Origin of the sequence: Rathayibacter oskolensis (assembly GCF_900177245.1) — a bacterium.
GTDB classification, from domain to species: domain Bacteria; phylum Actinomycetota; class Actinomycetes; order Actinomycetales; family Microbacteriaceae; genus Rathayibacter; species Rathayibacter oskolensis.
Genome location: NZ_FXBM01000003.1, coordinates 26450 through 48571, shown reverse-complemented (window position 1 = coordinate 48571; position 22122 = coordinate 26450). Strand labels below are relative to the sequence as shown.

Here is a 22122-nt window from a genome sequence, read left to right as displayed (position 1 = left end):
CCGTGCGCCGCGGCGCGGGCGGACTCCGCTCGGCGGAAGCACCACGAAAGGACACCCATGTCTGCACGCACACGGAGGATCGGCGCTCTCGCGGCCGTCGCCGCCGTCTCGACCCTCCTCGGCTCGCTCGCCGGCGCCGCCCCCGCAGGAGCCTCCGAAGCGGCCCCCGCCGCCGGACCCGTCGACGCCGGGATCTTCGTCGACCGGGTCGAGGGCCTCTCGCCCGACTTCATCAAGGGCGTCGACGTCTCGAGCGTCCTCTCGCTCGAAGAGAGCGGAGTCGTCTTCCGCGACGAGTCGGGCCAGGTCGCCGACATCTTCGACGTCCTCGCCGACGAGGGCGTCACCGCCGTCAGGGTGCGGGTCTGGAACGACCCGTACGACGCCGAGGGCAACGGCTACGGAGGCGGAGACGTCGACGTCGATCGCGCCGTCGAGATCGGCGAGCGCGCCACGGCCGCCGGCCTCGGGCTCCTCGTCGACTTCCACTACTCCGACTTCTGGGCCGACCCCGGCCGTCAGCTCTCGCCCAAGGCGTGGGTCGGGCTGAGCGACGCCGACCGCACCACCGCCCTGCACGACTACACCGCCGAGTCGCTGCATCGCTTCGAGGACGCCGGAGTCGACGTCGACATGGTGCAGATCGGCAACGAGACCAACAACGGCATGGCCGGCTACACGCGGGCCGCGACCGACATGGACGCGACGCTCGCCGGGCTCTTCTCGGCCGGCAGCAGCGCGGTGCGCGAGGTGCTGCCCGACGCGCTGGTGGCCGTGCACTTCACCAACCCCGAGACTCCCGGCCGCTACGCCGCGATCGCCGCGGGCCTGGACTCGTTCGGCGTCGACTACGACGTCTTCGCGAGCTCCTACTACCCCTACTGGCACGGCACGGTCGACAACCTCACCGGCGCGCTGACCCAGATCGCCGACACCTACGGCAAGAAGGTCATGGTCGCCGAGACCTCGTGGGCGCACACCCTCGACGACGGCGACGGCTACCCGAACGTGATCGACGCGACCACCGCGACCGACGAGTACCCGATCAGCGTCCAGGGCCAGGCCACGGCGCTCCGCGACGTGATCGCCGCGGTGCACGCGGTCGGCGACGCCGGCATCGGCGTCTTCTACTGGGAGCCGGCCTGGCTCCCCGTGGGTCCCGCGAGCGAGGTCGACCAGAACCGCGTGCTCTGGGAGCGCGACGGCTCCGGCTGGGCCAGCAGCTTCGCCGGCCCCTACGACCCGGTGCACGTGGGCGAGGCCTATGGAGGCTCGGCGTGGGACAACCAGGCGCTCTTCGCCGCCGACGGCGCACCGCTCGAGTCGCTGAGCACCTTCCGCTACGTCGACACCGGTGCCGTCGCCCCGCGCGCGGTCACCGGCATCGACGCGGTCGAGCTCGCCGTGGTCGACGGCGAACCGGTGGAGCTGCCCGCGACCGTCGCGGTGAACTTCAACGACGGCTCCGTCGAGAACCGCCCGGTCACCTGGAGCGGCGCCGTCTCGTGGATCCGCGGTCCGGGCGAGTACACGATCCCCGGTCGCACCGACTCCGGGCTCGACGTCGAGGCCACGGTGACCGTCACGGCGCCGAACCTCGTCGCGAACCCCGGCTTCGAGAGCGAGGACCTGTCGGCGTGGACCCTCACGGGGCCGGCCGCGCGCACCGAGACGGGCGACGCCTCCGAGGGCGACTTCGCGGTCACCTTCTGGGGTGCCGACGCCTACTCGACCTCGGTCGGCCAGACGATCACCGGAGTCGCGCCCGGCGCCTACACGCTGCAGGCGACGACGCAGGGCACGAACAGCCCCGCCTCCGACGCTCGCACTCTGAGCGCCACCACCTCGGCGGGCACGACCAGCGCTCCGCTCGAGATGACCACCTGGAGCTCCTTCTCGACGACGAGCGTTCCGGTCGTGGTCGGCGAGGACGGTGTCGTCGAGATCGCCGCCGAGTTCGCGATGTCCGGTGGCGCCTGGGGCGTCCTCGACGACGTCCGGCTCGTCGCCGACACGGCGGAGTCGACGGCCGACACGACCCGGCTCGAGGCGACGCTCGCCGAGGCCGACGCGGTCGACCGCGCCGCGTCGACTCCGGAGTCGCTCGACCGCCTCGACGAGAGCCGCGCGATCGCCGCGGTGGTGCTCGCCGGGTCGGCCGCCTCGCAGGAGGAGGTGGACGCCGCCGAGCGCGGACTCCGCGAGTCGATCGCCGCGCTCGAGAACGCCCTGCGCGTCTCGCTCTCGGCGACGGTGAGCTGCGTGGCCGGCAAGGCCGTCGTCGCGGTGAAGGCCGTGAACGGCGGGTCGGAGCGGGTCGCGCTCTCGGTCCGCACGCCCTACGGCAGCGCGGCCCTGCCGGCGCTCGCCGCCGGGTCGTCGGCGTCGATGAAGGTCCCGACGCCGCTGTCCGCAGTGCCGGCCGTCTCGCTCACGGTCACCGCCCGCGGAAGCGCCGCGACGGCCACCCTCCCGGTGGCCACCCCCGCGACCAGCTGCCGCTAGCGGCCCTCGCGAGGGAACCCGTTCTCACCGGGACACCGCCCCGGAGGCGGCATCTCGGCGAGAACGGGTTCCCTCGGCGGGTGGGGGCGCGTGGCGAGGCGGGCCGGCTCAGGCCGAGTGCGTCGTCACCAGCAGGTAGCGCGCCGCCCCCGCGGCATCCGCGGGCACCGACCAGCGGTGCGGGCGCTCCGTGTCGATCGTGACCGACTCGCCCGCGCTCACCGAGCGGTGCGGCCCGTCGGCGTAGCTCAGCACGGCGGTCCCCTCGATCACGAAGACGAACTCCTCGCCCGGGTGCGCGAAGTCGACGTCGTCCGACTCGCCGGGCCGCGTCGTGAAGAGGTAGGCCTCGGTCGTCCGGCCCGGTCCGCCGACGACCAGCCGCGCGCGCGGGGCGTTCGGTGCGTCGCTGGCGCGCAGGTGCTCCTCCGGTGTCGTGTCGTCGGAGGAGGCGACCGCCGGCACCAGCTCGGCGGGCGGCACCTCGAGAGCGGCGGCCAGTGCGTACAGGGTCGACAGGCTCGGCAGCAGCTTGCCGTTCTCGAGCTTCGACAGGAACGGCTGCGAGACCCCGGCCGACGCGGCGAGCACGCGCATCGAGAGGCCGCGTGCCTGCCGCAGGGCGTGCACGAGCGCGCCGATGTCGGCGGCGAGCGCGGGCGGCTGCTCCGTCTCCTCCGTCATCGCGCCTCCTCCGCCGCTTGCGAGTGCTGATTCCCTGTGGTTATCATCCCAGAGTTGATAACTCGAGGTTATCAGCCCTCCGATCGGGAGCGACCGATCGCTCAGCGAAGCGAAGGGCACCACCGTGACCAAGCAGATCTTCCTCGGCGCGTTCGAGGAGTTCACGCCCAACTTCATCAGCAACGCGTGGCACCACCCCCGCGGCGACACGAGCGGCTTCGCGACGCTCGAGTACTGGCAGGACCTCTCGCGGAAGCTCGAGGACGCGGGCTTCGACTTCCTCTTCCTCGCCGAGGCCCTCGGCTACCCGATGAGCGGCGACGACGTCCCCGAGGTCGTCATCCGCGAGGCCGTCCAGGTGCCCGTGCACGACCCGATGGCGCTCGTCAGCGGGCTCGCCGCCACCGTCGACCGCCTCGGCTTCGTCGTCACCGCCTCGACGACCGCGCAGCAGCCCTACCTCAACGCCCGCACCTTCACGACGCTCGACCACCTGACGAAGGGCCGCATCGCCTGGAACATCGTCACCTCCGACAACCAGGTCGCGCTGACCAAGCTGCTCGGGCACGACGGAGTCACCCCGCACGACGAGCGCTACCGCCGCGCCGCCGAGTTCGTCGAGCTGTGCCTGACCCTCTGGGAGGGCGCGTGGGAGGACGACGCCGTCGTCTACGACAAGGCGACCCGCACGTTCGCCGATCCGGCGAAGGTGCACCGCATCACCCACCGCGGCGAGTACTTCTCCTACGACGGCTACTTCCCGGCCGTCCCCTCGGTGCAGCGCACGCCGCTGCTGCTGCAGGCGGGCGCCTCCTCGGCCGGCCGCGCCTTCGCCGGCCGCTACGCCGAGTGCGTCTTCATCCAGGACCGCGATCTCGACACGGCGGCGGCCACCGTCGCCGATCTGCGCGCGCGGGCGGAGGCGAACGGCCGCGACCCCCGCGACATCACGGTGATCCCCTCCGTCGCGATCATCGTCGGCGAGACCGAGGAGGAGGCGCACCGACTGCGCGCGGAGCTCGACGCGACTCCGAGCCGCGAGGCCGCCGCCGCACTCTTCATGGGCTGGAGCGGCGTCGACCTGATGTCGTTCCCGCTCGACGCGACCCTCGCCGAGGTCACGACCGAGGTGGGCCAGACGATGCTCGCCATGTTCCAGCGACCGGAGGGGAGCCCGACCGTCGCCGAGATCCTCGACGTGATCACCTCCTCGATCGGAGGCATGCGCGTGACCGGCACCGCGGAGTCGGTCGCCGACCGGCTCCAGGAGATCGTCGACCGCACCGACGTCGACGGCTTCCTGATCGAGTACACCTACGGCGGCTACGAGACCTATCGCGACTTCGTCGAGCAGGTGATGCCGCTGCTCCGCGAGCGCGGGATGCTGCCGGCCGAGCCGCGCACGGGGACGATGCGCGAGCGCATCCTCGGCCACGACGTGCCGACGCTGCCCGCGACGCACCCCGGCTCGGCGCACCGCGTCGGCACCCCGCGCTGACCCCCGGGCCGCAGACGCGACCGAGGGAACCCGTTCTCGCCGAGACACCGCGCTGAAGGCGGTGTCTCGACGCGATCGGGTTCCCTCGGCGCGTGCGGTGAGCCGGAGCGGCTCAGCCGGACGGGTTCTCGACCGGGTCGCCCTCGGGGTCGGTGGCGGTCTCGGGGTCGACGGTCTCGGGATCGACGGGCTCGGGCGTGCTCTTCTCGGTCATCGGATCCTCCTTCTCGGTCGTGTGCGATTCGTGCGGACGCGGGCAACGGTACGGCCCGTCGTGCCTCGCACGCGCCCCGGTTGACGGGATCGCGGATCGGGTGCAAGCGAGCGCAGACCTTCGGCGAGCCGGAGGCGCCGAGACCCGTCGGTGGAGGCGCGTGCCAGTCCCGCGCCGCGACCGCAAGGCCTGGAGGGGCATCCGGCGCGCTCCGTAGTCTGAAACGACCGATCAGAGGAGAACGCACCGCATGATGCGCACCACCGTGACCATCGAGGGCAGGACCTACGGCCTCTCCCAGGGCACCGACATCGCCGCTCTGAAGGAGTCGACGACCGGCGCCGCGCAGTCCGGAGGCGGTCTCGTCGAGTTCGTCGTCGTCGGCAACCGGCAGGTGAGCGTCGTGGTCTCGCCCGGAGTCCCGGTGATCTTCGAAGAGGTCGAGGTGGATGATGACGATCGCGACAACGGTGATCTCCACGAGCCGTGGGACGACATCGAGTACCTCGACTGATCTCGACTTCCCGTGAGCGCCGAGGCGCGTGCGGGTATCAGACGCCTGAGGGGTGCCGCCGGCTCGACCCGGCGCCCCTCGGGCTCATTCTCCGCAGGCCGCCGGCTACTCCGCCCCCTCCGCCAGCTCGCCCTCGACCAGCGCCGACGCGGCGTAGGCGAGGGCCGAGCGCACCTGCTCGGGTGCCACCCGGAGGAACCCGGCGATCGCCTCGACGTCGTGGCCGCCGGTGTGCCGCAGCAGCCAGCACTGCCGCTCGAGCGTCGGCAGGGCGTGAAGGCGGCGGTGGAACCCCGAGCGCAGCAGGTCCTCCTCGCGGAGCGCCGGGACGGCGGGAGTGGTCGGAGCCGTCGCTCCCGACTCCGGTCGGCCGACGCTGAGCCTGCCGATCTCGGTGCGCGCGAGATCGAGCGCGGTCTGCTCGTCGACCACCTTCGGCGATCCGCTCCGGAGGGTCACCGCGGCGCGGCGGAGAGCGTCGCCGGCCGCCGCCTCCGAGAGCGTGAGCCGGTAGGCGTAGGCGAACAGCCCGGGGCCCCGCGCGGCCAGGACCCGGGCGGCCAGGAGCCGCCCGGCCAGCAGCTCGCGCTGCTGCTGCGCCTGGGTCACGCCGACAGCGGCGACGGGCCTCTCGTCGGCGTTCACGGTTCGCCTGCGTTCACGGTCACTCCTCGATCGGTGCGCCGGTCCACAGGCGCGCAGCCGATCGTAGGGCGCGGAGAACGCGCGTTCTACCCTCGATTCGCTCAGACGCCTCTCACGCGTTCCTCGGAGAACCGGTCAGTCGCGCGCCGAGAGGATGCAGAACTCGTTCCCCTCGGGGTCGGCCAGCACCACCCACGACTGGTCGCCCTGCCCGACGTCGATGCGCGTCGCGCCGAGCCCGACCAGCCGCGTCACTTCCGCGTCCTGATCGTCGGGCACGAAGTCGAGGTGGAGGCGGTTCTTCAGTGTCTTCCGCTCGGGCACGTCCAGGAACAGCAGGCTCGGACCGCGCCCCGACGGAGCGAGCAGCTCGATCCCCTCGTCGTCCTCGTCGACCACGTCCCAGCCGAGCGCCTCCTGCCACCAGTGGCCGATCGCGCGGAAGTCGGTGCAGTCGACGATGATCTCTTCGAGTCGGAGTCCCATGCCTCCGACGCTAGACCGCCCGCGCCGTGCCGCGGTAGGCCTTCCCGCCTCGGCGGAGACGGAGGAGCGGTGCCGGTCGAGTGGCCGCGCGGCGGCGCAGCGAGACCCGGCTCCGTGCCGTATCGGCACATCCGCTGGCCGCCGCCGCCGCCGTCCGGCATCCTCGACCCGACCCCGAGGAGGCACCATGTCGACGGCACGTGAGCACTGGGAGGCGCGGTACGCCGACTCCTCCCGCATCTGGTCGGGCAGGCCGAACTCCACCCTCGTCGACCTCGTCGGCGCCCTGCCCCCGGCCCGCGCCCTCGACCTCGGGTCGGGCGAGGGCGGCGACGCCCTGTGGCTCGCCTCCCTGGGCTGGACCGTCACGGGTCTCGACCTCTCCGAGACGGCCCTCGCCCGCGCCCGCGACGCCGCCGGGGAGCGGGGTCTCACCGTCGACTTCCGCCAGGCCGACCTCTCGCGGGAGTGGCAGGTGGAGGGAGTGTTCGACCTGGTCACGGCCTCGTTCCTGCACTCGATGGTCGAGCTGCCGAGGATCGGGATCCTGCGCCGCGCCTCCGAGCTCGTCGCCGTCGGCGGCCACCTCGCGATCGTGTCGCACGCGGCCCCGCCGCCGTGGTCGGGCCACGCGGGCCACCTGGAGCACGAGCTCCCCGCGCCGGGCGAGGAGCTCACCGAGCTCGCACTCGACCCGGCGGAGTGGTCGGAGCTCGTCGTCGAGACGCGCGAGCGGATCGCGGCCGGTCCCGACGGCCACGAGGCGCCCCTCCTCGACGGCGCGATCCTCCTGCAGCGTCGGGCGCGCTGACGCACCTCCCCGTGCGCGTCGGCCTCCCCGCCCGGTCGCCGCGCTGTCCCTTCCAGCGATCCGCGGCCAGAGCCGCCCCCGGTAGCGTGGTCGCCGACCCGATCCGCCTGGAGGCGACCATGCCGCTCGATCCGTACCTCGCCGAGCGGCTGCCGTACCTCGAGGGGCTCGCCTACCCGCTCGATCCCGAGCAGGCCGCCCGTCTCGTCGCGTTCGAGCAGGACCCGGGCCCCTGGTCGCTCCCCGAGGGCGTCGCGGTCTCCGACGCCCGGGTCGACGGACCGCACGGCGCGATCCCGCTGCGCGTCTACGAGCCGGCGGTCGAGCCGGGCCGTGCGCTGCTGTGGGTCCACGGCGGAGGATTCCAGGCCGGCAGCATCGACATGCCCGAGTCGCACGTGGTCGCCGCCGAGCTCGCCGCGCGGGCGGAGTGCCGTGTGGTCAGCGTCGACTACCGGCTCGCCGACGGCGAGGTGACGTTCCCGGTCCCGCTCGACGACGTCCACGCCGCGTGGCTGCACCTGCGCGAGCAGACGCCGTCCGCCACTCCGGTCGCCCTCGGCGGGGCGAGCGCGGGAGCGGCGCTGGCCCTCGCAGCGGCCCTCCGCGTGCGCGACGCCGGTCTGCAGCTCCCCGACCACCTGCTGCTCGCCTACCCGTTCGTGCACTTCCCCAACCCGTCGGTCGACGACGCCGTCGCCCGCGAGCTGATGACGCTGCCCGCGATCCTCCGCTTCCCGCCGGCGAGCATCGAGGCGATGGTGCGCACCTACGTGGGCCGCCTCTCCGACCTGCCGCCGCACGCCCTCCCGGGCGCCGCGCCGCTCGGAGGGCTGCCGCCGACGAGCGTGATGGTCGCCGAGTTCGACGAGCTGCGCGGCTCGGCCGAGCTCCTGCTCCGTCAGCTCGCGGAGGCGGGTGCCGCCGTGACCGGCTACCTCGCGCACGGCATGCCCCACGGCCACCTCAACCGCACGCCCGCGCTCCCCGAGGTCGACCGATCGCTCGCCTTCTTCGCCGCCCAGCTGCGCACGCTCGTCTGAGGCACTGCTGCGCACGCTCGTCCGAGGCACAGCGCAGCCTGCCCTCGCCCGGCGCGGTGAGGTCCCCGAACCCGCCCTCGGCGACTCGGCCAGCACGTGGTGATGAAGGGTCCTGTCTGCACGGTCACCGGTCGTCGGTGCTGGGCTGTGAGTGATGGCCGGAGCCGGTACGCTGCCCACCGCGTGACAGAGGGCCGGATTGACCGCCGACCCGTCGGCGTGTGCTCGCTCCGAGTCGTCTACCGACTCACCGCGCGTCGTCTACTCCTGCAGCTCGACCTCCCAGTTGGTGCGCTGGATCGCCCCGTCGAGGTCGCGCAGCTCGCGGGCGACGGCATCGGCCTGTGCTCGCAGCTCCGTGACGGGCAGCGCCGAGAGGCGGCGCAGCTCGCTCCGCATCTGGCGGTAGCCGCGCTCGCCCGAGGCCGCGTCGGCCGCGCGCACCAGGATGCCGTGCCGGCTGCGCAGCGACTCCCTCCGCGCGAGCGCGGCCGTCAGGACGGCACCGTCGGGGGTGGTCGCGGAGGTGTTGGTGAGGTTGATCGCGGTGACGAGCCGCTCGAGGGCGGAGAGCGCCCGGATGCACTCGGCGAGCAGCTCCGCCGGATCCTCCGCCGGCTCCTCGCCCTCCTGGTACGACGCGTTCGCGACGATCCGGGACTGGAGGGCCTCGATCCGCTTCTGCAGATCGGCCCGCTCGAGCAGTGCTTCGGCGAGTCTCATGCCCCCCAGGCAAGCACAGACGGGCGACATCCGCCTCGGGCTCCGGCGCGCCGCCCGTCTAGGCTGCCGAACGTGCCGCTGCAGAATCACCCCGGAGACGTCGAGTTCCCCGTGCGGGCGCGACTGCGCTACGCCCGCATCGCCGACGCCCGGCGGCGGGCTCCCGGTGGAGCGATCGCGAAGCGGGCACTGATCCTGACGGCGGTCGCAGCGCCGATCGGGCTGGTCGGCTTCGCCGTCGGGCTCTCGTGGGCGGAGGGGAACACGGCTCTCCCGCTCGTCGCCTTCGCCTTCGCACTCGCCGTCGGTCTCGCAGCCGCCGCGATCGTCTTCCAGCTGTGGGACGCTCGTGCGCCCCGCCGCGAGCAGCTCGCCTACCGCGCGGCGGCGGCGACACCGGAGCCGACGCTCCGGCAGCAGCAGCTCCTCGCGCTCGACGCGGTGAGCGACTTCTCGTTCGGCGGCTGGAACTCCTCCCTCGCCTTCCAGCCGACCTGGGCGGAGCTCCCGCCGGACCTCCGCACCCGCTTCGCCGACGGTGCGAAGGGATCGCCGTGGGAGCAGCTCCCGCTGCCGCTCCTGAGCGAGCAGCGCGTGGCGCTCGACCGCGACTTCCGCATCGCCTCGCCGGACGACCTCGAGCTCCTCGTCGCCGACGCCCTGGCGGGAGGCCCCCTGTCGGCGCGCTTCGCCGAGGTCTCGGCGTCGGAGGAGGGGGACCGGATGCGCTCGCGGGTCGCCGCGCTTACCGGCTGCAGCGAGTTCCACCTCCTGGAGCTCTCGCAGGCGCTCGACGGTGGTCCGCCGACGCTGCTGCTGGCCGGAGACGCCGAGCGCACCATCGGCGCGATCCGCTACGCCTACGTCGCCGGCTACCTCTCTGCGGAGCGCGCCTGGCAGCTCGTCGCGGCCATCGGCGACCGGGTGCTCGCCCGGTACGCGAGCTGGGACGGGTACTGGCGCGACGCGGCGATCGCCATCGCGTTCCGCACCGACTCGCTCGGCGCGGTGCAGCACCACCACCGACTCCGTGCCGAGCTCGCCGCCTCGAGCTGGCCCGCCGCGTCGCTGCCCTACCCGGCCTGAGAGCGCACCGCGGAGGGAGAGTGCTCGGCACCCCGGCTCGAACCGCCCTGCGACGGCTCGAGATGGCGGAGGTCGCGCTGCAGGCGCTGCGACCGCACGTAGCCGCTGAGCGCGTGCTCGGGTGCGGGAGGGATATCCCTCCCGCCGAGCAGGGCGCGGGCGGTGGTCAGCCTGGCGCGCCTGATCTCGTCGAAGACCGTCGTGCCGTTCTTCGCGAAGACCCGCTGCAGCGTGCGCTTCGGCACGCCGAGCCGCTCGCAGAGCTCCTGCACCGAGAGACGAGGGTCGGCGGACATCGCCGCGATCAGTGCGAGCGCGCGCGTGAAGACGGTCTCGCTCGTCTCGCCGGGGAGCGAGGTCGCCAGGACGGCGCTCGCCAGCTGCTCGACGGCCGCCCTGACCAGCGGGAAGGCGGCGGAGTCGGCGTCGAGCGTCGAGCCGAAGGTCGCGTTGACGGTCGACAGGAGGATGCCGCGGGTCGCCGTGTCCGCCGCCGTGACCAGCGCGCCCGGTGCGTTCGAGCCGCCGAGCCCCAGCAGGGGGCGGCCGAGCATGATCTCGATCCGGGCGCTCGGGCCGTCGGTGACCAGCGTGAATCCGGCGGCGCAGCGGAGGAAGGCGATCTCGCCCGGCCCCAGCGTCACCTCGGGTGCCGAGGGGTCGTCGGGCTGCACGACCAGCCCTCCCTCGAGCGGGATCAGCAGGCGGATGCCCGGGCCGGACCGCGGGCTCCGGCGGAGCCGAGCGGCCGAGTGCCAGAGGCGGGTCGCCTCGAAGTCGTCTCCGCGGAGCTGGTCGGCGACGACCCGGAACGGACCCGACGGTCGGACGTCGACGCCGCTCCCGGCCAGCCATGCCCCTGCGGCGGCGTCGCGTCGCGACACCCCTCGCTCGATCGTCGGACGGACGCCTGCTGCGATGATCATCACGGTCTCCTCACTCCCTCGTTCGGCCCTTCGGGAGGCAGAACAGGCCCAGGGTGACGGATTCTCGCGTCCTCGGGCTGCAATTCACCCTTATTGGGCGCAGAAGCGAGGGTCGCAGTCGTCGCTCCAGCCCCCGGCGGGAGTCTCGGCGGCGTCGGCGCCGATCACCACCTGCAGAGTCGTGCGGTCGCTGAAGCGGAGCCCGTCGGCCGCGCCCCCGCGGACCTCGACGTCGTTGCTGATCCTGCGGGGAGCGTCGAGCCCGGTCGCGGTGTACCGCCCGACGGTCACGAACCCCGCGCCGCGGTCGACCCTTCCGGCGCGGCCGACGACCGTCACCGGCGGTTCGTCGTAGTCCAGCGGGTCCCCTCCGTCGCTCGTGAAGGCGCACTGGAGCAGGCGCACGTCGCGGAGCGCATGGGCGGATTCGTTGCGGAACTGCATCCAGAACGTGAGGACCACGGCATCCGGGACGACGAGGTGCCGGACCCGCAGGCGCGAGGCGGTGACGTCGAGGGTGAGGAGCGTTCCCACGAGGTGCGCGTCCCGGTGCGGGGCTCCGCGGCGTCCCCTCACCAGGTCCTCCGCGCACCCAGCGGATCGGCCGGCTCGGGCACCGATCGGTCCCGTCGCGTCCGCGTGGCCGACGGCTCGGAAGCGCCGGCCTGCAGCAGTATCGTGATCGTGAGAACGCTCACGAGGGCGGCGGCCCAGCTCAGATCGCGGAGGTCGAAGCGAGCGAGGTGCGAGGCGATGCCGTCGAATCCGAGGAGGCCCTCCAGCGCCCCGATCACGGCGAAGGTGAGCAGCGCCGAGGCGCCCGCCACCCTGATCGACTCCGTCGGCGCGGGAGCGGCCGCCCGACTGAACGACTCGAGCGCGCTGCGCAGCCCGTCGGAGCACAGGACGACGGCGAGGATCGCCGCGATCGCGAAGGCGGTGCCGACGGAGAGGAGGAGGGCGACGCCCGTCCCGATGCGCAGCCACGGGAGGAGCTCCCGGATCGGGTCGTGCGGCCCCTCGGCGGACACCGGCTCGCGGGCCAGGAGGGCCGCAGCGCCTCCTGCCGTCAGCACCAGTCCGACCAGCAGGGGGAAGACGAGAGCGGTGACGGGGAGGACCGCCTCCTGCGCTTCGGGGGGCATGGGGGTACTCCTTCGGGTCGCCTGGCGGGGGGAGCGGCGGCACCTCGATGATGGGCGGTCGGCGGATCGCGGCGGCCGTCTCGGCGCGAAGCCGGAGCGCCGAGGCGCGGGTCCGCGCGGACCGGACGGGACGCGTCACCGGTGAGCGAATGTCGTGCCAGCACGCCTCCCTCCGGCCGCGAGCGGCGAAGATGACAGAACCTCAGTTCCGTCTTCCCGACCTCGACCAGCGCTCACCCGGTCCGCTCGTCCCCTCGGTCGGGATCCGACGCCCCCACGCCGGAGCGGACTCCGAGGTCGATGCCGCCGCGCCATCCCGACCGGCGGTGAGAACACGACTCGAAGGCGAGTGAGACATGACGAGGATCCCCGTGCTCCAGCAGACACCAGACGCGCTCCGGCAGACACCGGAAGCGCTCCAGCAGACACCCGACCTGGCCGAGCGGATCGACCGCTCGCTCCTCCATCTGCACACCCTCCCCGGACTCGACGCCCGCGTCCTCGCGCGGGTCATCGGCGTGCCCACGGTCGCGGTGCGCACGAGCCACTGGCTGCGCCGGCACAGCACGCTCCGCGCCTCCCTCGCGCGCATCCGAGTCGAGGCCGCCGAGCGCCTCCTCCACGAGCAGCCGCGCACCCTCCCGCCCGCTCTCGTGATGGCGCGCACGGCCGAGGCTGTCGGCTTCCACTCGACCGACGAGATGGACCGCGCCTTCCTCCGCTACCGCCACCGCTCCGGATTCGAGGCGCTGCTCGCCGGTCGGGCGCGAACGACGCGATCGGCCGCCTGAATCCCCGAGGCGCGGCTCGTACGCTCGGGGCATGACGGACGAGCGGGTGCGGCGGGCCTACACGGCGAGGGCCGAGGAGTACCGCGCTCTGCTCGGCACCGTCGAGGCGGCCGACGACCGCGACCGCGCTCTGATCGCCTCCTGGGCCGCAGAGCTCGAGGGCGCCGTGATCGACGCGGGCTGCGGACCGGGCCACTGGACCGCGTTCCTCCGCGAGCGGGAGATCGACGCCTCCGGGGTCGATCTCGTCCCGGCGTTCATCGCGGGTGCGCGGAGCGCGTTCCCGGAGGTCGCCTTCCGCGTCGGCACGCTGACGGACCTGGGCGTCGACGACGCCTCCCTCGGCGGGATCCTGGCCTGGTACTCGGTGATCCACCTGCCTCCCGACGAGCTGCCGACCGCGCTCGCCGAGTTCGCCCGAGCCCTGCGATCGGGCGGGTCGCTGCTGCTCGGATTCGTCGAGGGACCGTCGGTGGAGCCCTTCGACCACGCGGTGACGACGGCGTGGTTCCATCCGCTCGACTCGCTCCGCGCGAGTGTCGAGCGCGCCGGCTTCGACGTCGTCCACCTCGCTCGGCGCAGTGACCCCGGCCCGAGGGTGCACGGCGAGCTGATCGCCGTGCGCCGCTGAGGAGGCGTCCGCTCAGCTCGAGGGGGCGACCGCCCGGCGCGTCACGCGGTCCCGACCCGGTCGCTCCGCCACTCCGTCGCGATCTCCTCGCCCCGGCCGAACGCGGCCTCCTCGCGCTCGCGCAGCTCGACCCGGCGGATCTTGCCCGAGATCGTCTTGGGCAGCGGATGGAACTCGATCCGCCGCACCCGCTCGAACGCCGACAGCAGCGAGCGCGCGTGGCCGAAGATCGCGGCCGCGGTCTCGGCGGTCGGCTCCCACCCCTCCGCGAGCTCGACGTACGCCTTCACGACGCTGTGGCGGGTCGCATCCGGAGCGGGCACCACCGCCGACTCGGCGACGGCGGGATGCTGCAGCAGCACGCTCTCGACCTCGAAGGGCGAGATCTTGAAGTCGGAGGACTTGAAGATGTCGTCGGTGCGGCCGATGAAGGTGATCGTGCCGTCCACGGCGCGCACGGCGACGTCTCCGGTGTGGAAGAAGCCGTCGGCGCGGGCCCGATCGGTCCGGTCGTCGTCGCCGAGGTACCCCGCCATCAGGTTGACCGGCTCGACCGAGAGGTCGAGGCAGATCTCGCCGGTCGAGGCGCGCTCACCCGTGACGGGGTCGACGAGCTCGATCGCGACTCCCGGGAGGGGCCGCCCCATCGCTCCCGGAACGATCTCGGCACCGGGCGGGTTGGCGATGATCGCGGTGGTCTCGGTCTGGCCGTAGCCGTCGCGGATGGTGAGCCCCCACTCCCGCTCGATCGTGGCGATCACCTCGGGATTCAGCGGCTCACCGGCCGAGAGGATCTCGCCGAGCGCGCGGGGCCTCGCACCGAGCTCGGACTGGATCAGCATGCGCCACACCGTCGGCGGAGCGCAGAAGGTGGTGACGCCCGCGCGGTCGAGCTGGTGGCGCAGGGCGGAGGGCGAGAAGCGGCTGTAGTTGTAGACGAAGACCGTCGCCTCGGCGATCCACGGGGCGAAGAAGCAGCTCCAGGCGTGCTTGCCCCAGCCGGGCGAGCTGATCGTCATGTGGACGTCGTCGGGCCGCACGCCCAGCCAGTACATCGTGCTGAGGTGGCCCACGGGGTAGGACTCGTGGGTGTGGACGACCATCTTGGGCTTGGAGGTCGTGCCCGAGGTGAAGTAGATGAGGCAGGGGTCGTCGGTGTCGACGACGACGGTCGGGGCGATGCCGGCGGCCTCGACCGAGTCGGTGAAGTCGAGCCAGCCCTCGACGGGGCCGCCGACGGCGATGCGGCCGAAGTCGCCGGTCATCCCGTCGAACTTCGCGGTCTCGGAGGCGTCCGCGATCACGTGCGCGACCTCGCCGCGCTCGAGGCGGTCGGCCAGATCGGCGGGCGAGAGCAGGGTGGTCGTGGGCAGGATGACCGCGCCCAGCTTCATGACGGCGAGCATCGCCTCCCACAGCTCGAGCCGGTTGCCGAGCATGAGCATGACGTGATCGCCCTGCTCGACGCCGACCGAGTGCAGCCAGGCCGCGACCTCGTCGGAGCGCCAGCGCATCTCGTCGAACGAGACCTTCACCTCCGACCCGTCCTCCTCGACGATCCAGAGCGCGGTCTTCTCGTTGCCGATGGCGATCTCGTCGAACCAGTCCACCGCCCAGTTGAAGTGCGGCCCGACATCGGGCCACTCGAAGGCGGCGGTGGCGGCGGCCGCGTCGGTGCGGTGCTCGAGCAGGGTGTCGCGCGCGGCGCGGAAGCTGCCGGTGGGGTTCATGGGCGGGTCTCCGTAGCGTGGGGGTCCGTGGGCGCATCGACTGCTGCGCCGCGGGGGACCATCCCATTCTCCGCCCCTTCCGCGCCCTCGCGGGAACGCCCGTCGCAGGCGGGAGACGACGTCGATCCTGCGGGATCCGGTCGCGATCCGAGCCTGGCAAGGGCCGCAGAATGCGGTCCGCGCCCCGCAGGGGTCCGGTAGACCGGAGGGACCGACGTGGTCAGGGGGACCCGGGATGACGACGAGAAGACGGGCGAGTGCGGGCGCCGCTCTGCTGCTGACGGGGCTCGCGCTGAGCGCGTGCACCGCGCCGAGCGGGACGGAGGCGGAGGCGACTCCCACGGCCACGGCCACTGCGACCGCCACGCCGACCGCCCTTCCCATCGGCGAGGTGACGATCCCGGAGGGGGCGACCGCCGCCGTCCGATGGACCGACGAGATCGGTCCGGTCGCGCCGCAGACCGTCGCGCTCTCGGGAGGCACGGTCATCGTGACGGTCGCGGTCGCCTGTGACACCGAGGACGCGACGGTGACCATCGCGGTCGACGGGCTGATCACGAGCGGGTCCACCTGCTACTACGACCCCGCCGTCACCCGCGGACCCGGGGGCGGCAACTCGGGCACGATGCACGTCGAGGTCGACCGGGACGCGCTGATCACCGTGACGACCGCGCCGGCCGACGCCCACTGGTCGGGAGCCGTCTCGACCGGACCGCGCGAGATCTCGGGCGGCTGATCCGCCGCACCGGCGGCGGACGGGAGTCAGCCCAGCGGCACCCCGAGCGCCTCCATGAACGGCACGGCGTCGACCGCCTCGCCGTCGACGCGGGTCTCGAAGTGCAGGTGGCAGCCGGTGGAGGCGCCGGTCGAGCCGCGCGTCGCGATCTGCTGACCCGCGGTCACAGAGTCGCCGACCTCGACGAGCAGCTCGCTGTTGTGCGCGTAGCCGGTCTCGATCCCGCCGCCGTTGTCGAGCAGGATCCAGTTGCCGTAGCTGCCGGAGTACATCGACTCCTCGACCGTGCCGCTCGCCGCCGCGAGCACCGGAGTCCCGCACGCCCCGGCGAGGTCGGTGCCCTTGTGGAAGAGGTTCACGCCCGAGACCGGCTGGTCGGGGCGCGGACCGTAGCTGCTGCTGATGCGCCCCTGGATGGGGAGCAACCAGGTGTCGGTGACGCCGGCGGCGGCGTCCGTGGACTCGCCCGCATCGGCGGTGATCGCCTCGAGCGAGGCGGTGGGGACGAGCACCTCCGGCTTGGCCTCGGCGGCGAAGGAGTCGCGGGTGACGCTCTGCTGCACGACTCCGGCTGCGACGAAGCTCTGGGGGCGCGCGGCGGCGACGGCGCCCGCCGTGTCCTCCGCGACGGCTGAGTCGGCGGTCCCGCCGATGGCGAAGGCCGGCATCGTCGAGGTGACCGCGATCCCGACCACGAAGGTCATCGCGGCGACGGCGGAGGCGCGCGGCCGCGACGGTCGCCGGGCGGTGCGGCGCGAGGCGGTGCGGTCGGCCTCCTGCTGCGCGCGCAGGGCGCGGCGGGTCGGGTGGACGATCTGTCGGACTCCCTCGGGGGCGGAGGTCGACGGGCGAGCGGAGTGGTGCATGCGGTGACGATTCCAGGTCGTCCGCCGCCTGTCGGGGCAGGAGGCGGGGTGGGGCAGGTGGGGCGGGGCGTTCCGTTCGGCAGGGGCGAGCGGAGACGACCCTCCAAGCTACCCGCGATCGGCCGGATCCGCCCTGAGAAGATCCTCCGTAGTCAAGCGCTTGCCGATCGGGGGACCCTCCGTGCGCCCGAGCCTCAGGCGTCGGCGCCCGTCGGCTCCCAGAGCTGCACCCGGTTGCCCTCGGGGTCGAGCAGGTCCGCGAAGCGTCCGTTCGGGTACTCCTCCTCGTCGACCTCGACCGCGACGCCCGCCGCCCGGAGCTGCGCGACCATCGCGTCGAGCGAGCGGACGCGGAAGTTCACCGCCCAGCCGGTCGGGCCCAGGTGCGGCGAGCCCGCCTCCATCGGCGCGAGCACCGTGGTGCCCGCCTGCTGCCGCCACGACGACGCCCCGTACTCGAGCGGCGGCTCGTCGACCCCGAGGTGCTCGGCGTACCAGCGCCCCAGGGCCGCCGGATCCTGGGCGGCGAAGAAGAACCCGCCGATCCCCGTGACCTTCTCCATGCCCCGAAGCGTAGGCAGCCGGAGTCGGCCTGTCACGCTCGGGTCAGCGGTCGGCGGTGAAGATCAGCAGGGCGACGACTCCCGCGACGGTCGCCGCGACTCCCGAGCCGAGGCGCCACCACATCCAGCGGTCGCGCCGGGGGCCGCGCATCGGCCTGCGCTGAGCGCCGGGGCCGTGGAAGCCGTTGGTGGGAGGGACGATGGCCATGACGACCACCCTGCCGAGAAGCCGGCGGGAGCGGGGCGGACTCGCCCGAGACTCTCAGGCCTTCCACTCGCTGTCGTCGCGCCAGGGTGCGAGATCGAGCTCGTTGCCCTCGGGATCGGCGAGGGTCCACCACTCCGGAGCGTTCTCGTCGTTCACGATGCGCCCGCCGGCGGCGAGGGCGGCAGCGAGCCGCGCCTCGACCTGATCGCGCGGGACGTAGAGGTCGAGGTGGATCGTGTTGCGCTCGGCGCGCGGGGCGTCGATCTGCTGGATCCACACGTTCGGCCCGAGCGCGCGCGGGTCGGCGACGTCGGCGTCCTCGACGGGGGAGTAGTCGAGTGCTGCCCGCCAGAAGGCGCGGACGGCCGCGACGTCGACGGCGTCGATCGCGATCTGCAGGCTCTGCACGAGCGCCGGGTCGGCGGCGATGCCGAGCGCCCGCGCCTCGGCCGAGATGGCGCGGGCGAGGGTGAGGTCGCGTTCGCTGATGTCGCCGACGTCGTGGCTGATCAGGCGCACGCCGACGCCTCCGTAGCGCAGGTCGACATCGGGGTGGTGGCCGGCCGCCTCGGCGGCGGCGGCGATGGCCGCGACGAGGGCGGCTCCCGCGCGGTAGGAGCCGGTGGTGAAGAAGGCGCGCGCGCCGTCGCCGACCACGCGCCAGTCCTCGGTGCCGGGGGCGGCGCGGAAGTCGCGCGGCGAGATCGAGTCGCTCATGCCGACTTCCTACTCCCTCCGAGCGGGGCTCGCCAGGGACCCGGGGCCCTCGCCGCCCCGTCCAGCCGCCTGTCGGAGGGCGCCGGTACGGTTGTCCGACGGTCGATCGAGGCCGACGAGCAGGAGGAGCGGCACATGGCGCAGACCAAGAAGGACGGCAAGGCGGCGCAGAAGCGCGCGAAGAAGGCACTGACGAAGGCCGAGAAGTCGGTGCGGGCCGCTCACGAGGCCGTCCGCGACTCGAGCAAGAAGCTCCGCAAGAAGGCCAGGAAGCTCGCCGAGCAGACCGAGAAGCTGAAGGCCAAGCAGGAGAAGGCCGCCCGCAGGCTCGGCGTCGCCGAGGCGACCGCCAGCGTCGGCCGGCACTCGACCCCCGATCTGACTCCGCCGCTGCCGGGCGTCGAGAAGGCCCCCGAGCCGGTCGTCGACGCCGACCCCGAGCACGTGCCCGACTTCACGCCCCCGCTGCCGCACTCCGCGAGCTGACGGAGGCGGCCCGGTCGGGCTCAGCAGTCTGAAAAATCGCACAGGGTAGCCGACCGACGGCGCTTCCGCAAGATGAATAGTCGGTGAATGCGTCCGGCGGGGCCTCCGCGCCCCGCTCGGATGGGCGGAGGATCTCCTCCGTGGATCCCTTCATCCTTCTCGTCCTCGTCGTCGTCACCGCTCTGGCGTTCGATTTCACCAACGGCTTCCATGACACGGCCAACGCGATGGCGACGTCCATCGCGACGGGCGCGCTGAAGCCGAAGGTCGCGGTCGCGCTGTCGGCGTCGCTCAATCTCGTCGGGGCGTTCCTCAGCATCGAGGTCGCGCTGACGGTGACCAACGCCGTCGTCAAGATCCAGGACTCCTCGGGCGCGCCCGACCCGGCGCTGCTCGAGGGCGGCGGATCGGCGCTCCTGCTGATCGTGCTCGCCGGTCTGATCGGCGGCATCATCTGGAACCTCCTGACCTGGCTCCTCGGCCTGCCCTCGAGCTCGTCGCACGCGCTGTTCGGCGGCCTGATCGGCTCCGCCCTCGCCGGGCTCGGCGTCAACGGCGTCAACTGGGCGGGCGACGGCACGAAGCTCGACGGCGTGGTCGGCAAGGTCATCCTCCCGGCGCTCATGTCGCCGGTGGTCGCCGGAGTGGTCGCCGCGATCGGCACCTGGCTGGTCTTCCGGATCATCGGCGACCTCGCCGGTCGCGGCCTCGACCACGGCTTCCGGATCGGCCAGATCGGCAGCGCCTCGCTGGTGTCGCTGGCGCACGGGACCAACGACGCGCAGAAGACGATGGGCGTGATCACGCTCGCGCTGATCGCGGCGGGCGGCTGGGACGACACCGAGTCGGTGCCGTTCTGGGTCAAGCTCAGCTGCGCCCTCGCCATCTCGCTCGGCACCTACATCGGCGGGTGGCGGATCATCCGCACCGTCGGCAAGGGCCTCGTCGAGATCAACACCCCGCAGGGGATGGCGGCCGAGAGCTCGTCCGCCGCGGTGATCCTCGCCTCCAGCCACCTCGGCTTCGCCCTCTCGACCACGCACGTCGCGACCGGCTCGATCCTCGGCTCCGGAGTCGGCCGGCCCGGCGCCCAGGTCCGCTGGCGCGTGGCGCTCCGGATGGTGATCGCCTGGGTGATCACGCTGCCCGCCGCCGCGCTGGTCGGCGCGGTCATGTGGTGGCTCGGCCACCTCGTCGGAGGCGCGACCGGCGGCCTCCTCATGGTCGCGGTGCTGATCGCCCTCTCCGTCTACATCTACCTGCGCTCCCGCCGGAACAGCGTCGGTGCGCACAACGTCAACGACGAGTGGCAGGACGCGAACCGCGGCTCCCGCCAGACCACCGACGCCTGAGCCGCCCCGGCCTCCGCAGACCACCGACACCTCGAAGGATCGACGCCGTGTTCCCTCTCTTCCTCGAAGCCGCCGGCCAGGTGGCCCTCATCGCCCTGATCCTCGGAGCCGGGCTCCCCGCGCTCTTCGCCGTCGGCGTCCGCTCGTTCACCGTGGCGGGGGAGGAGGCGTCGGGTGAGCGCGGCCGCACGATCCCGGTGCCGCTGCTCCGGGTGCTCGGCGCGCTGTGCTTCGTCATCGTCGTCGCGGCGGTCGTCTCGGGCCTGAGCGTCATCATCGCCACGGGTCTCGGCCAGACGGTCAGCTTCGAGCACGTGTTCCCGACCTTCACCCCCAAGGAGTGACGGTGGCCTCGATCGAGCAGGGCGCCCCGGAGGGGATCGTCACCCGCGTCGTCGGCTGGCTGCGGGCGGGGTACCCGATGGGCGTCCCTGAGCAGGACTACGTCCCGCTGGTCGGGATCCTCCGCCGCAGCCTGACGCCGGCGGAGCTGGAGCAGGTCGTGGGCGAGCTCCTCTCGGAGTCCGAGCGCGCCGACGCGGCGGGGGAGGGACTCGACCCGGCGCGGCTGCGCGAACGCGTCGAGCAGCTGCTGCTCGGCCCGGCGCTCCCGGAGGATCTGGTGCGGGTCTCGGTCCGCCTCGCGAGTGCCGGGTGGCCGCTGGGCGACCCCGAGCAGGTCGTCGAGCAGCCCGCGCAGGAGCGTGCGGGTCTCGTGACGCGGGTCGTCCGCTGGCTGCGTGAGGGGTACCCCTCCGGACTGCCGGAGCAGGACTTCGTGCCGCTGGTCGCCCTGCTGCGCCGCCGCCTGACCGACGCCGAGGTGACGGAGGTCGGCTCCCGGCTCGCCGCCGACGGCGACCTGCCGGCCAGCCGCATCGATGTGAGCGCCGCGATCGCGCGCGTCACCTCGGAGCTGCCGTCGGACGAGGACGTCGCGCGCGTGCGCCGCTACCTCTCCGAGCACGGCTGGCCGGAGGACTTCGCCGTCTGAGGCCGGGCGTCAGACCACGCCCGTCGTCCCGAGCAGGGAGCCGATGGCGAAGGTCGCGGCGAGGGCGAGCGCGCCACCCAGCACGACGCGCACCGTCGAGCGTCCCGCGGGGCTGCCTCCGATCCGCGCGCTCACGTAGCCGGTCAGCGCCAGCGCGAGGAGGACGACCGCGAAGGTGACCGGCACCCGCAGGTCGGCCGGGGGGAGCAGGATCGCGAGCAGCGGCAGCAGGGCGCCGATGGTGAAGGCGAGTGCGGAGGCTCCGGCCGCCTGGAGAGGGCTCGCCACGGCCGCCTCGTCGAGGCCGAGCTCCGTCTCGAGGTGGGCGGCCAGCGCGTCGTGTGCGGTCAGCTCGGCGGCGACCCGCCGGGCTGTCGAGGGGCTGAGCCCCTTCGCTTCGTAGAGACCCGCCAGCTCGACGAGCTCGCCCGACGGGTCGTCGTCGAGCTCCTGGCGCTCCTTCGCGATCAGCGTGCGCTGGCTGTCGCTCTGACTGCTCACCGAGACGTACTCGCCGAGGGCCATCGAGATCGCGCCACCGACGAGGCCGGCGGCTCCCGCGGTGAGGAGTGCGGGGGAGTCGGTCGTCGCGCCGGCGACCCCGACCACGAGGGAGGCGACCGACACGATGCCGTCGTTCGCCCCGAGGACGCCCGCGCGGAGCCAGTTCAGCCGAGCCTGGATCCCGCCGTCGTGCGGTTCGTCGGGGTGCGCACCGGGCGCAGAGGAGTTCGAGGGCGTCATCCCCCGATTCGAGCATCCCCGGCT

26 protein-coding genes are annotated in these 22122 nt (G+C 73.2%); 13 read left to right on the top strand and 13 right to left on the bottom strand.

Annotation, left to right across the window (positions count from 1 at the left end; all coding sequences use genetic code 11):
• Window positions 1-57 precede the first annotated feature (57 nt).
• On the top strand, window positions 58-2505 hold the full coding sequence (locus B9Y99_RS15270) for a glycosyl hydrolase 53 family protein (protein ID WP_085477499.1): 2448 nt from the start codon (window positions 58-60) through the stop codon (window positions 2503-2505).
• Window positions 2506-2613: 108 nt separating this feature from the next.
• Here the strand turns inward: B9Y99_RS15270 and B9Y99_RS18580 are convergent, their stop codons facing one another.
• The gene (locus B9Y99_RS18580) at window positions 2614-3189 is read right to left on the bottom strand and encodes a helix-turn-helix domain-containing protein (protein ID WP_165759647.1); all 576 of its coding nucleotides are present in this window, start codon (window positions 3187-3189) and stop codon (window positions 2614-2616) included.
• A gap of 124 nt (window positions 3190-3313) precedes the next feature.
• On the opposite strand from B9Y99_RS18580, the gene B9Y99_RS15255 reads away from it, so the two are divergent.
• Both B9Y99_RS15255 and B9Y99_RS15250 read left to right on the top strand, forming a co-directional pair.
• Window positions 3314-4687, top strand: coding sequence for an NtaA/DmoA family FMN-dependent monooxygenase (locus B9Y99_RS15255; protein ID WP_165759646.1), 1374 nt, complete (start codon window positions 3314-3316; stop codon window positions 4685-4687).
• Window positions 4688-5151: 464 nt separating this feature from the next.
• Window positions 5152-5415 carry a hypothetical protein gene (locus B9Y99_RS15250; RefSeq protein ID WP_085477496.1) on the top strand — a complete coding sequence of 88 codons (264 nt, stop codon included), beginning with the start codon at window positions 5152-5154 and terminating at the stop codon, window positions 5413-5415.
• A gap of 105 nt (window positions 5416-5520) precedes the next feature.
• Here the strand turns inward: B9Y99_RS15250 and B9Y99_RS18575 are convergent, their stop codons facing one another.
• Together B9Y99_RS18575 and B9Y99_RS15240 are read right to left on the bottom strand one after the other, a co-directional pair.
• Window positions 5521-6060: an RNA polymerase sigma factor gene (locus B9Y99_RS18575; protein ID WP_129588073.1), complete on the bottom strand. Its 540-nt coding sequence runs from the start codon at window positions 6058-6060 to the stop codon at window positions 5521-5523.
• Window positions 6061-6195: 135 nt separating this feature from the next.
• The gene (locus B9Y99_RS15240; RefSeq protein WP_085477494.1) at window positions 6196-6546 is read right to left on the bottom strand and encodes a VOC family protein; all 351 of its coding nucleotides are present in this window, start codon (window positions 6544-6546) and stop codon (window positions 6196-6198) included.
• 187 nt (window positions 6547-6733) lie between these two features.
• On the opposite strand from B9Y99_RS15240, the gene B9Y99_RS15235 reads away from it, so the two are divergent.
• Together B9Y99_RS15235 and B9Y99_RS15230 are read left to right on the top strand one after the other, a co-directional pair.
• A complete protein-coding gene (locus B9Y99_RS15235; RefSeq protein ID WP_085477493.1) occupies window positions 6734-7357 on the top strand; it encodes a class I SAM-dependent methyltransferase in 624 nt (207 codons plus the stop codon).
• Between the two features lie 119 nt (window positions 7358-7476).
• Window positions 7477-8400, top strand: coding sequence for an alpha/beta fold hydrolase (locus tag B9Y99_RS15230; protein ID WP_085477847.1), 924 nt, complete (start codon window positions 7477-7479; stop codon window positions 8398-8400).
• A 261-nt stretch (window positions 8401-8661) separates the two neighbouring features.
• Here B9Y99_RS15230 and B9Y99_RS15225 read toward each other — a convergent pair whose 3' ends face one another.
• Window positions 8662-9123 carry a DIP1984 family protein gene (locus B9Y99_RS15225; protein ID WP_085477492.1) on the bottom strand — a complete coding sequence of 154 codons (462 nt, stop codon included), beginning with the start codon at window positions 9121-9123 and terminating at the stop codon, window positions 8662-8664.
• A gap of 72 nt (window positions 9124-9195) precedes the next feature.
• On the opposite strand from B9Y99_RS15225, the gene B9Y99_RS15220 reads away from it, so the two are divergent.
• Window positions 9196-10209, top strand: a complete 1014-nt coding sequence (locus B9Y99_RS15220) for a DUF1266 domain-containing protein (protein ID WP_085477491.1) — start codon at window positions 9196-9198, stop codon at window positions 10207-10209.
• Here B9Y99_RS15220 and B9Y99_RS15215 read toward each other — a convergent pair.
• The 3 genes from B9Y99_RS15215 to B9Y99_RS15205 form a co-directional block, all read right to left on the bottom strand.
• Complete coding sequence (locus B9Y99_RS15215; RefSeq protein WP_085477490.1) at window positions 10197-11135, bottom strand: AraC-like ligand-binding domain-containing protein; 939 nt, start codon at window positions 11133-11135, stop codon at window positions 10197-10199. The two genes, B9Y99_RS15220 and B9Y99_RS15215, sit on opposite strands and share 13 nt — an antisense overlap.
• A gap of 90 nt (window positions 11136-11225) precedes the next feature.
• Window positions 11226-11711 (bottom strand): hypothetical protein, encoded by a 486-nt coding sequence (locus tag B9Y99_RS15210; RefSeq protein ID WP_085477489.1) that lies wholly within the window; start codon window positions 11709-11711, stop codon window positions 11226-11228.
• Entirely contained in the window at window positions 11708-12280 is a 573-nt protein-coding gene (locus B9Y99_RS15205) for a hypothetical protein (protein WP_085477488.1), read from the bottom strand. Before B9Y99_RS15205 ends, B9Y99_RS15210 begins: the two co-directional genes overlap by 4 nt.
• A 356-nt stretch (window positions 12281-12636) precedes the next feature.
• On the opposite strand from B9Y99_RS15205, the gene B9Y99_RS15200 reads away from it, so the two are divergent.
• Together B9Y99_RS15200 and B9Y99_RS15195 are read left to right on the top strand one after the other, a co-directional pair.
• The gene (locus B9Y99_RS15200; RefSeq protein WP_085477487.1) at window positions 12637-13071 is read left to right on the top strand and encodes a hypothetical protein; all 435 of its coding nucleotides are present in this window, start codon (window positions 12637-12639) and stop codon (window positions 13069-13071) included.
• Window positions 13072-13102: 31 nt separating this feature from the next.
• Window positions 13103-13702, top strand: coding sequence for a class I SAM-dependent DNA methyltransferase (locus B9Y99_RS15195; RefSeq protein ID WP_085477486.1), 600 nt, complete (start codon window positions 13103-13105; stop codon window positions 13700-13702).
• Between the two features lie 41 nt (window positions 13703-13743).
• On the opposite strand, the gene B9Y99_RS15190 is transcribed toward B9Y99_RS15195, so the two are convergent.
• Window positions 13744-15432, bottom strand: coding sequence for an AMP-binding protein (locus tag B9Y99_RS15190; RefSeq protein ID WP_085477485.1), 1689 nt, complete (start codon window positions 15430-15432; stop codon window positions 13744-13746).
• A gap of 235 nt (window positions 15433-15667) precedes the next feature.
• On the opposite strand from B9Y99_RS15190, the gene B9Y99_RS15185 reads away from it, so the two are divergent.
• A complete protein-coding gene (locus tag B9Y99_RS15185) occupies window positions 15668-16168 on the top strand; it encodes a hypothetical protein (protein ID WP_085477484.1) in 501 nt (166 codons plus the stop codon).
• Window positions 16169-16194: 26 nt separating this feature from the next.
• Here the strand turns inward: B9Y99_RS15185 and B9Y99_RS15180 are convergent, their stop codons facing one another.
• From B9Y99_RS15180 to B9Y99_RS15170, 4 genes are all read right to left on the bottom strand, one after another.
• Window positions 16195-17034 (bottom strand): M23 family metallopeptidase, encoded by an 840-nt coding sequence (locus B9Y99_RS15180; protein ID WP_085477483.1) that lies wholly within the window; start codon window positions 17032-17034, stop codon window positions 16195-16197.
• A 194-nt stretch (window positions 17035-17228) separates the two neighbouring features.
• Window positions 17229-17597 carry a VOC family protein gene (locus B9Y99_RS15175; protein ID WP_085477482.1) on the bottom strand — a complete coding sequence of 123 codons (369 nt, stop codon included), beginning with the start codon at window positions 17595-17597 and terminating at the stop codon, window positions 17229-17231.
• Between the two features lie 43 nt (window positions 17598-17640).
• Entirely contained in the window at window positions 17641-17805 is a 165-nt protein-coding gene (locus B9Y99_RS18880) for a hypothetical protein (RefSeq protein ID WP_165759645.1), read from the bottom strand.
• A gap of 54 nt (window positions 17806-17859) precedes the next feature.
• On the bottom strand, window positions 17860-18522 hold the full coding sequence (locus B9Y99_RS15170) for a VOC family protein (RefSeq protein ID WP_085477481.1): 663 nt from the start codon (window positions 18520-18522) through the stop codon (window positions 17860-17862).
• A 135-nt stretch (window positions 18523-18657) separates the two neighbouring features.
• Here B9Y99_RS15170 and B9Y99_RS15165 point away from each other — a divergent pair, with 135 nt between their 5' ends.
• The 4 genes from B9Y99_RS15165 to B9Y99_RS15150 all read left to right on the top strand — a co-directional run bounded on the left by B9Y99_RS15165 (window position 18658) and on the right by B9Y99_RS15150 (window position 21354).
• Window positions 18658-19008 carry a hypothetical protein gene (locus B9Y99_RS15165; RefSeq protein ID WP_085477480.1) on the top strand — a complete coding sequence of 117 codons (351 nt, stop codon included), beginning with the start codon at window positions 18658-18660 and terminating at the stop codon, window positions 19006-19008.
• Between the two features lie 140 nt (window positions 19009-19148).
• Window positions 19149-20360, top strand: coding sequence for an inorganic phosphate transporter (locus tag B9Y99_RS15160; RefSeq protein WP_085477479.1), 1212 nt, complete (start codon window positions 19149-19151; stop codon window positions 20358-20360).
• Between the two features lie 47 nt (window positions 20361-20407).
• Window positions 20408-20704 carry a hypothetical protein gene (locus B9Y99_RS15155; RefSeq protein ID WP_085477478.1) on the top strand — a complete coding sequence of 99 codons (297 nt, stop codon included), beginning with the start codon at window positions 20408-20410 and terminating at the stop codon, window positions 20702-20704.
• 2 nt (window positions 20705-20706) lie between these two features.
• Window positions 20707-21354 carry a DUF3349 domain-containing protein gene (locus B9Y99_RS15150; protein ID WP_244274984.1) on the top strand — a complete coding sequence of 216 codons (648 nt, stop codon included), beginning with the start codon at window positions 20707-20709 and terminating at the stop codon, window positions 21352-21354.
• Between the two features lie 9 nt (window positions 21355-21363).
• Here B9Y99_RS15150 and B9Y99_RS15145 read toward each other — a convergent pair whose 3' ends face one another.
• Window positions 21364-22098 (bottom strand): VIT1/CCC1 transporter family protein, encoded by a 735-nt coding sequence (locus B9Y99_RS15145; protein WP_085477477.1) that lies wholly within the window; start codon window positions 22096-22098, stop codon window positions 21364-21366.
• Window positions 22099-22122 lie beyond the last annotated feature (24 nt).

Bases quoted from the DNA above. Each gene is read 5' to 3' on its own strand.
- B9Y99_RS15215 (WP_085477490.1), bottom strand. From the start codon at position 11,135: ATGATCATCGCAGCAGGCGTCCGTCCGACGATCGAGCGAGGGGTGTCG.
- B9Y99_RS15205 (WP_085477488.1), bottom strand. From the start codon at position 12,280: ATGCCCCCCGAAGCGCAGGAGGCGGTCCTCCCCGTCACCGCTCTCGTC.
- B9Y99_RS15145 (WP_085477477.1), bottom strand. From the start codon at position 22,098: ATGACGCCCTCGAACTCCTCTGCGCCCGGTGCGCACCCCGACGAACCG.
- B9Y99_RS15270 (WP_085477499.1), top strand. From the start codon at position 58: ATGTCTGCACGCACACGGAGGATCGGCGCTCTCGCGGCCGTCGCCGCC.
- B9Y99_RS15185 (WP_085477484.1), top strand. From the start codon at position 15,668: ATGACGACGAGAAGACGGGCGAGTGCGGGCGCCGCTCTGCTGCTGACG.
- B9Y99_RS18580 (WP_165759647.1), bottom strand. From the start codon at position 3,189: ATGACGGAGGAGACGGAGCAGCCGCCCGCGCTCGCCGCCGACATCGGC.
- B9Y99_RS15195 (WP_085477486.1), top strand. From the start codon at position 13,103: ATGACGGACGAGCGGGTGCGGCGGGCCTACACGGCGAGGGCCGAGGAG.
- B9Y99_RS15200 (WP_085477487.1), top strand. From the start codon at position 12,637: ATGACGAGGATCCCCGTGCTCCAGCAGACACCAGACGCGCTCCGGCAG.
- B9Y99_RS15165 (WP_085477480.1), top strand. From the start codon at position 18,658: ATGGCGCAGACCAAGAAGGACGGCAAGGCGGCGCAGAAGCGCGCGAAG.
- B9Y99_RS15190 (WP_085477485.1), bottom strand. From the start codon at position 15,432: ATGAACCCCACCGGCAGCTTCCGCGCCGCGCGCGACACCCTGCTCGAG.
- B9Y99_RS15230 (WP_085477847.1), top strand. From the start codon at position 7,477: ATGCCGCTCGATCCGTACCTCGCCGAGCGGCTGCCGTACCTCGAGGGG.
- B9Y99_RS18880 (WP_165759645.1), bottom strand. From the start codon at position 17,805: ATGGCCATCGTCCCTCCCACCAACGGCTTCCACGGCCCCGGCGCTCAG.
- B9Y99_RS15240 (WP_085477494.1), bottom strand. From the start codon at position 6,546: ATGGGACTCCGACTCGAAGAGATCATCGTCGACTGCACCGACTTCCGC.
- B9Y99_RS15180 (WP_085477483.1), bottom strand. From the start codon at position 17,034: ATGCACCACTCCGCTCGCCCGTCGACCTCCGCCCCCGAGGGAGTCCGA.
- B9Y99_RS15225 (WP_085477492.1), bottom strand. From the start codon at position 9,123: ATGAGACTCGCCGAAGCACTGCTCGAGCGGGCCGATCTGCAGAAGCGG.
- B9Y99_RS15170 (WP_085477481.1), bottom strand. From the start codon at position 18,522: ATGAGCGACTCGATCTCGCCGCGCGACTTCCGCGCCGCCCCCGGCACC.
- B9Y99_RS15175 (WP_085477482.1), bottom strand. From the start codon at position 17,597: ATGGAGAAGGTCACGGGGATCGGCGGGTTCTTCTTCGCCGCCCAGGAT.
- B9Y99_RS15250 (WP_085477496.1), top strand. From the start codon at position 5,152: ATGATGCGCACCACCGTGACCATCGAGGGCAGGACCTACGGCCTCTCC.
- B9Y99_RS15235 (WP_085477493.1), top strand. From the start codon at position 6,734: ATGTCGACGGCACGTGAGCACTGGGAGGCGCGGTACGCCGACTCCTCC.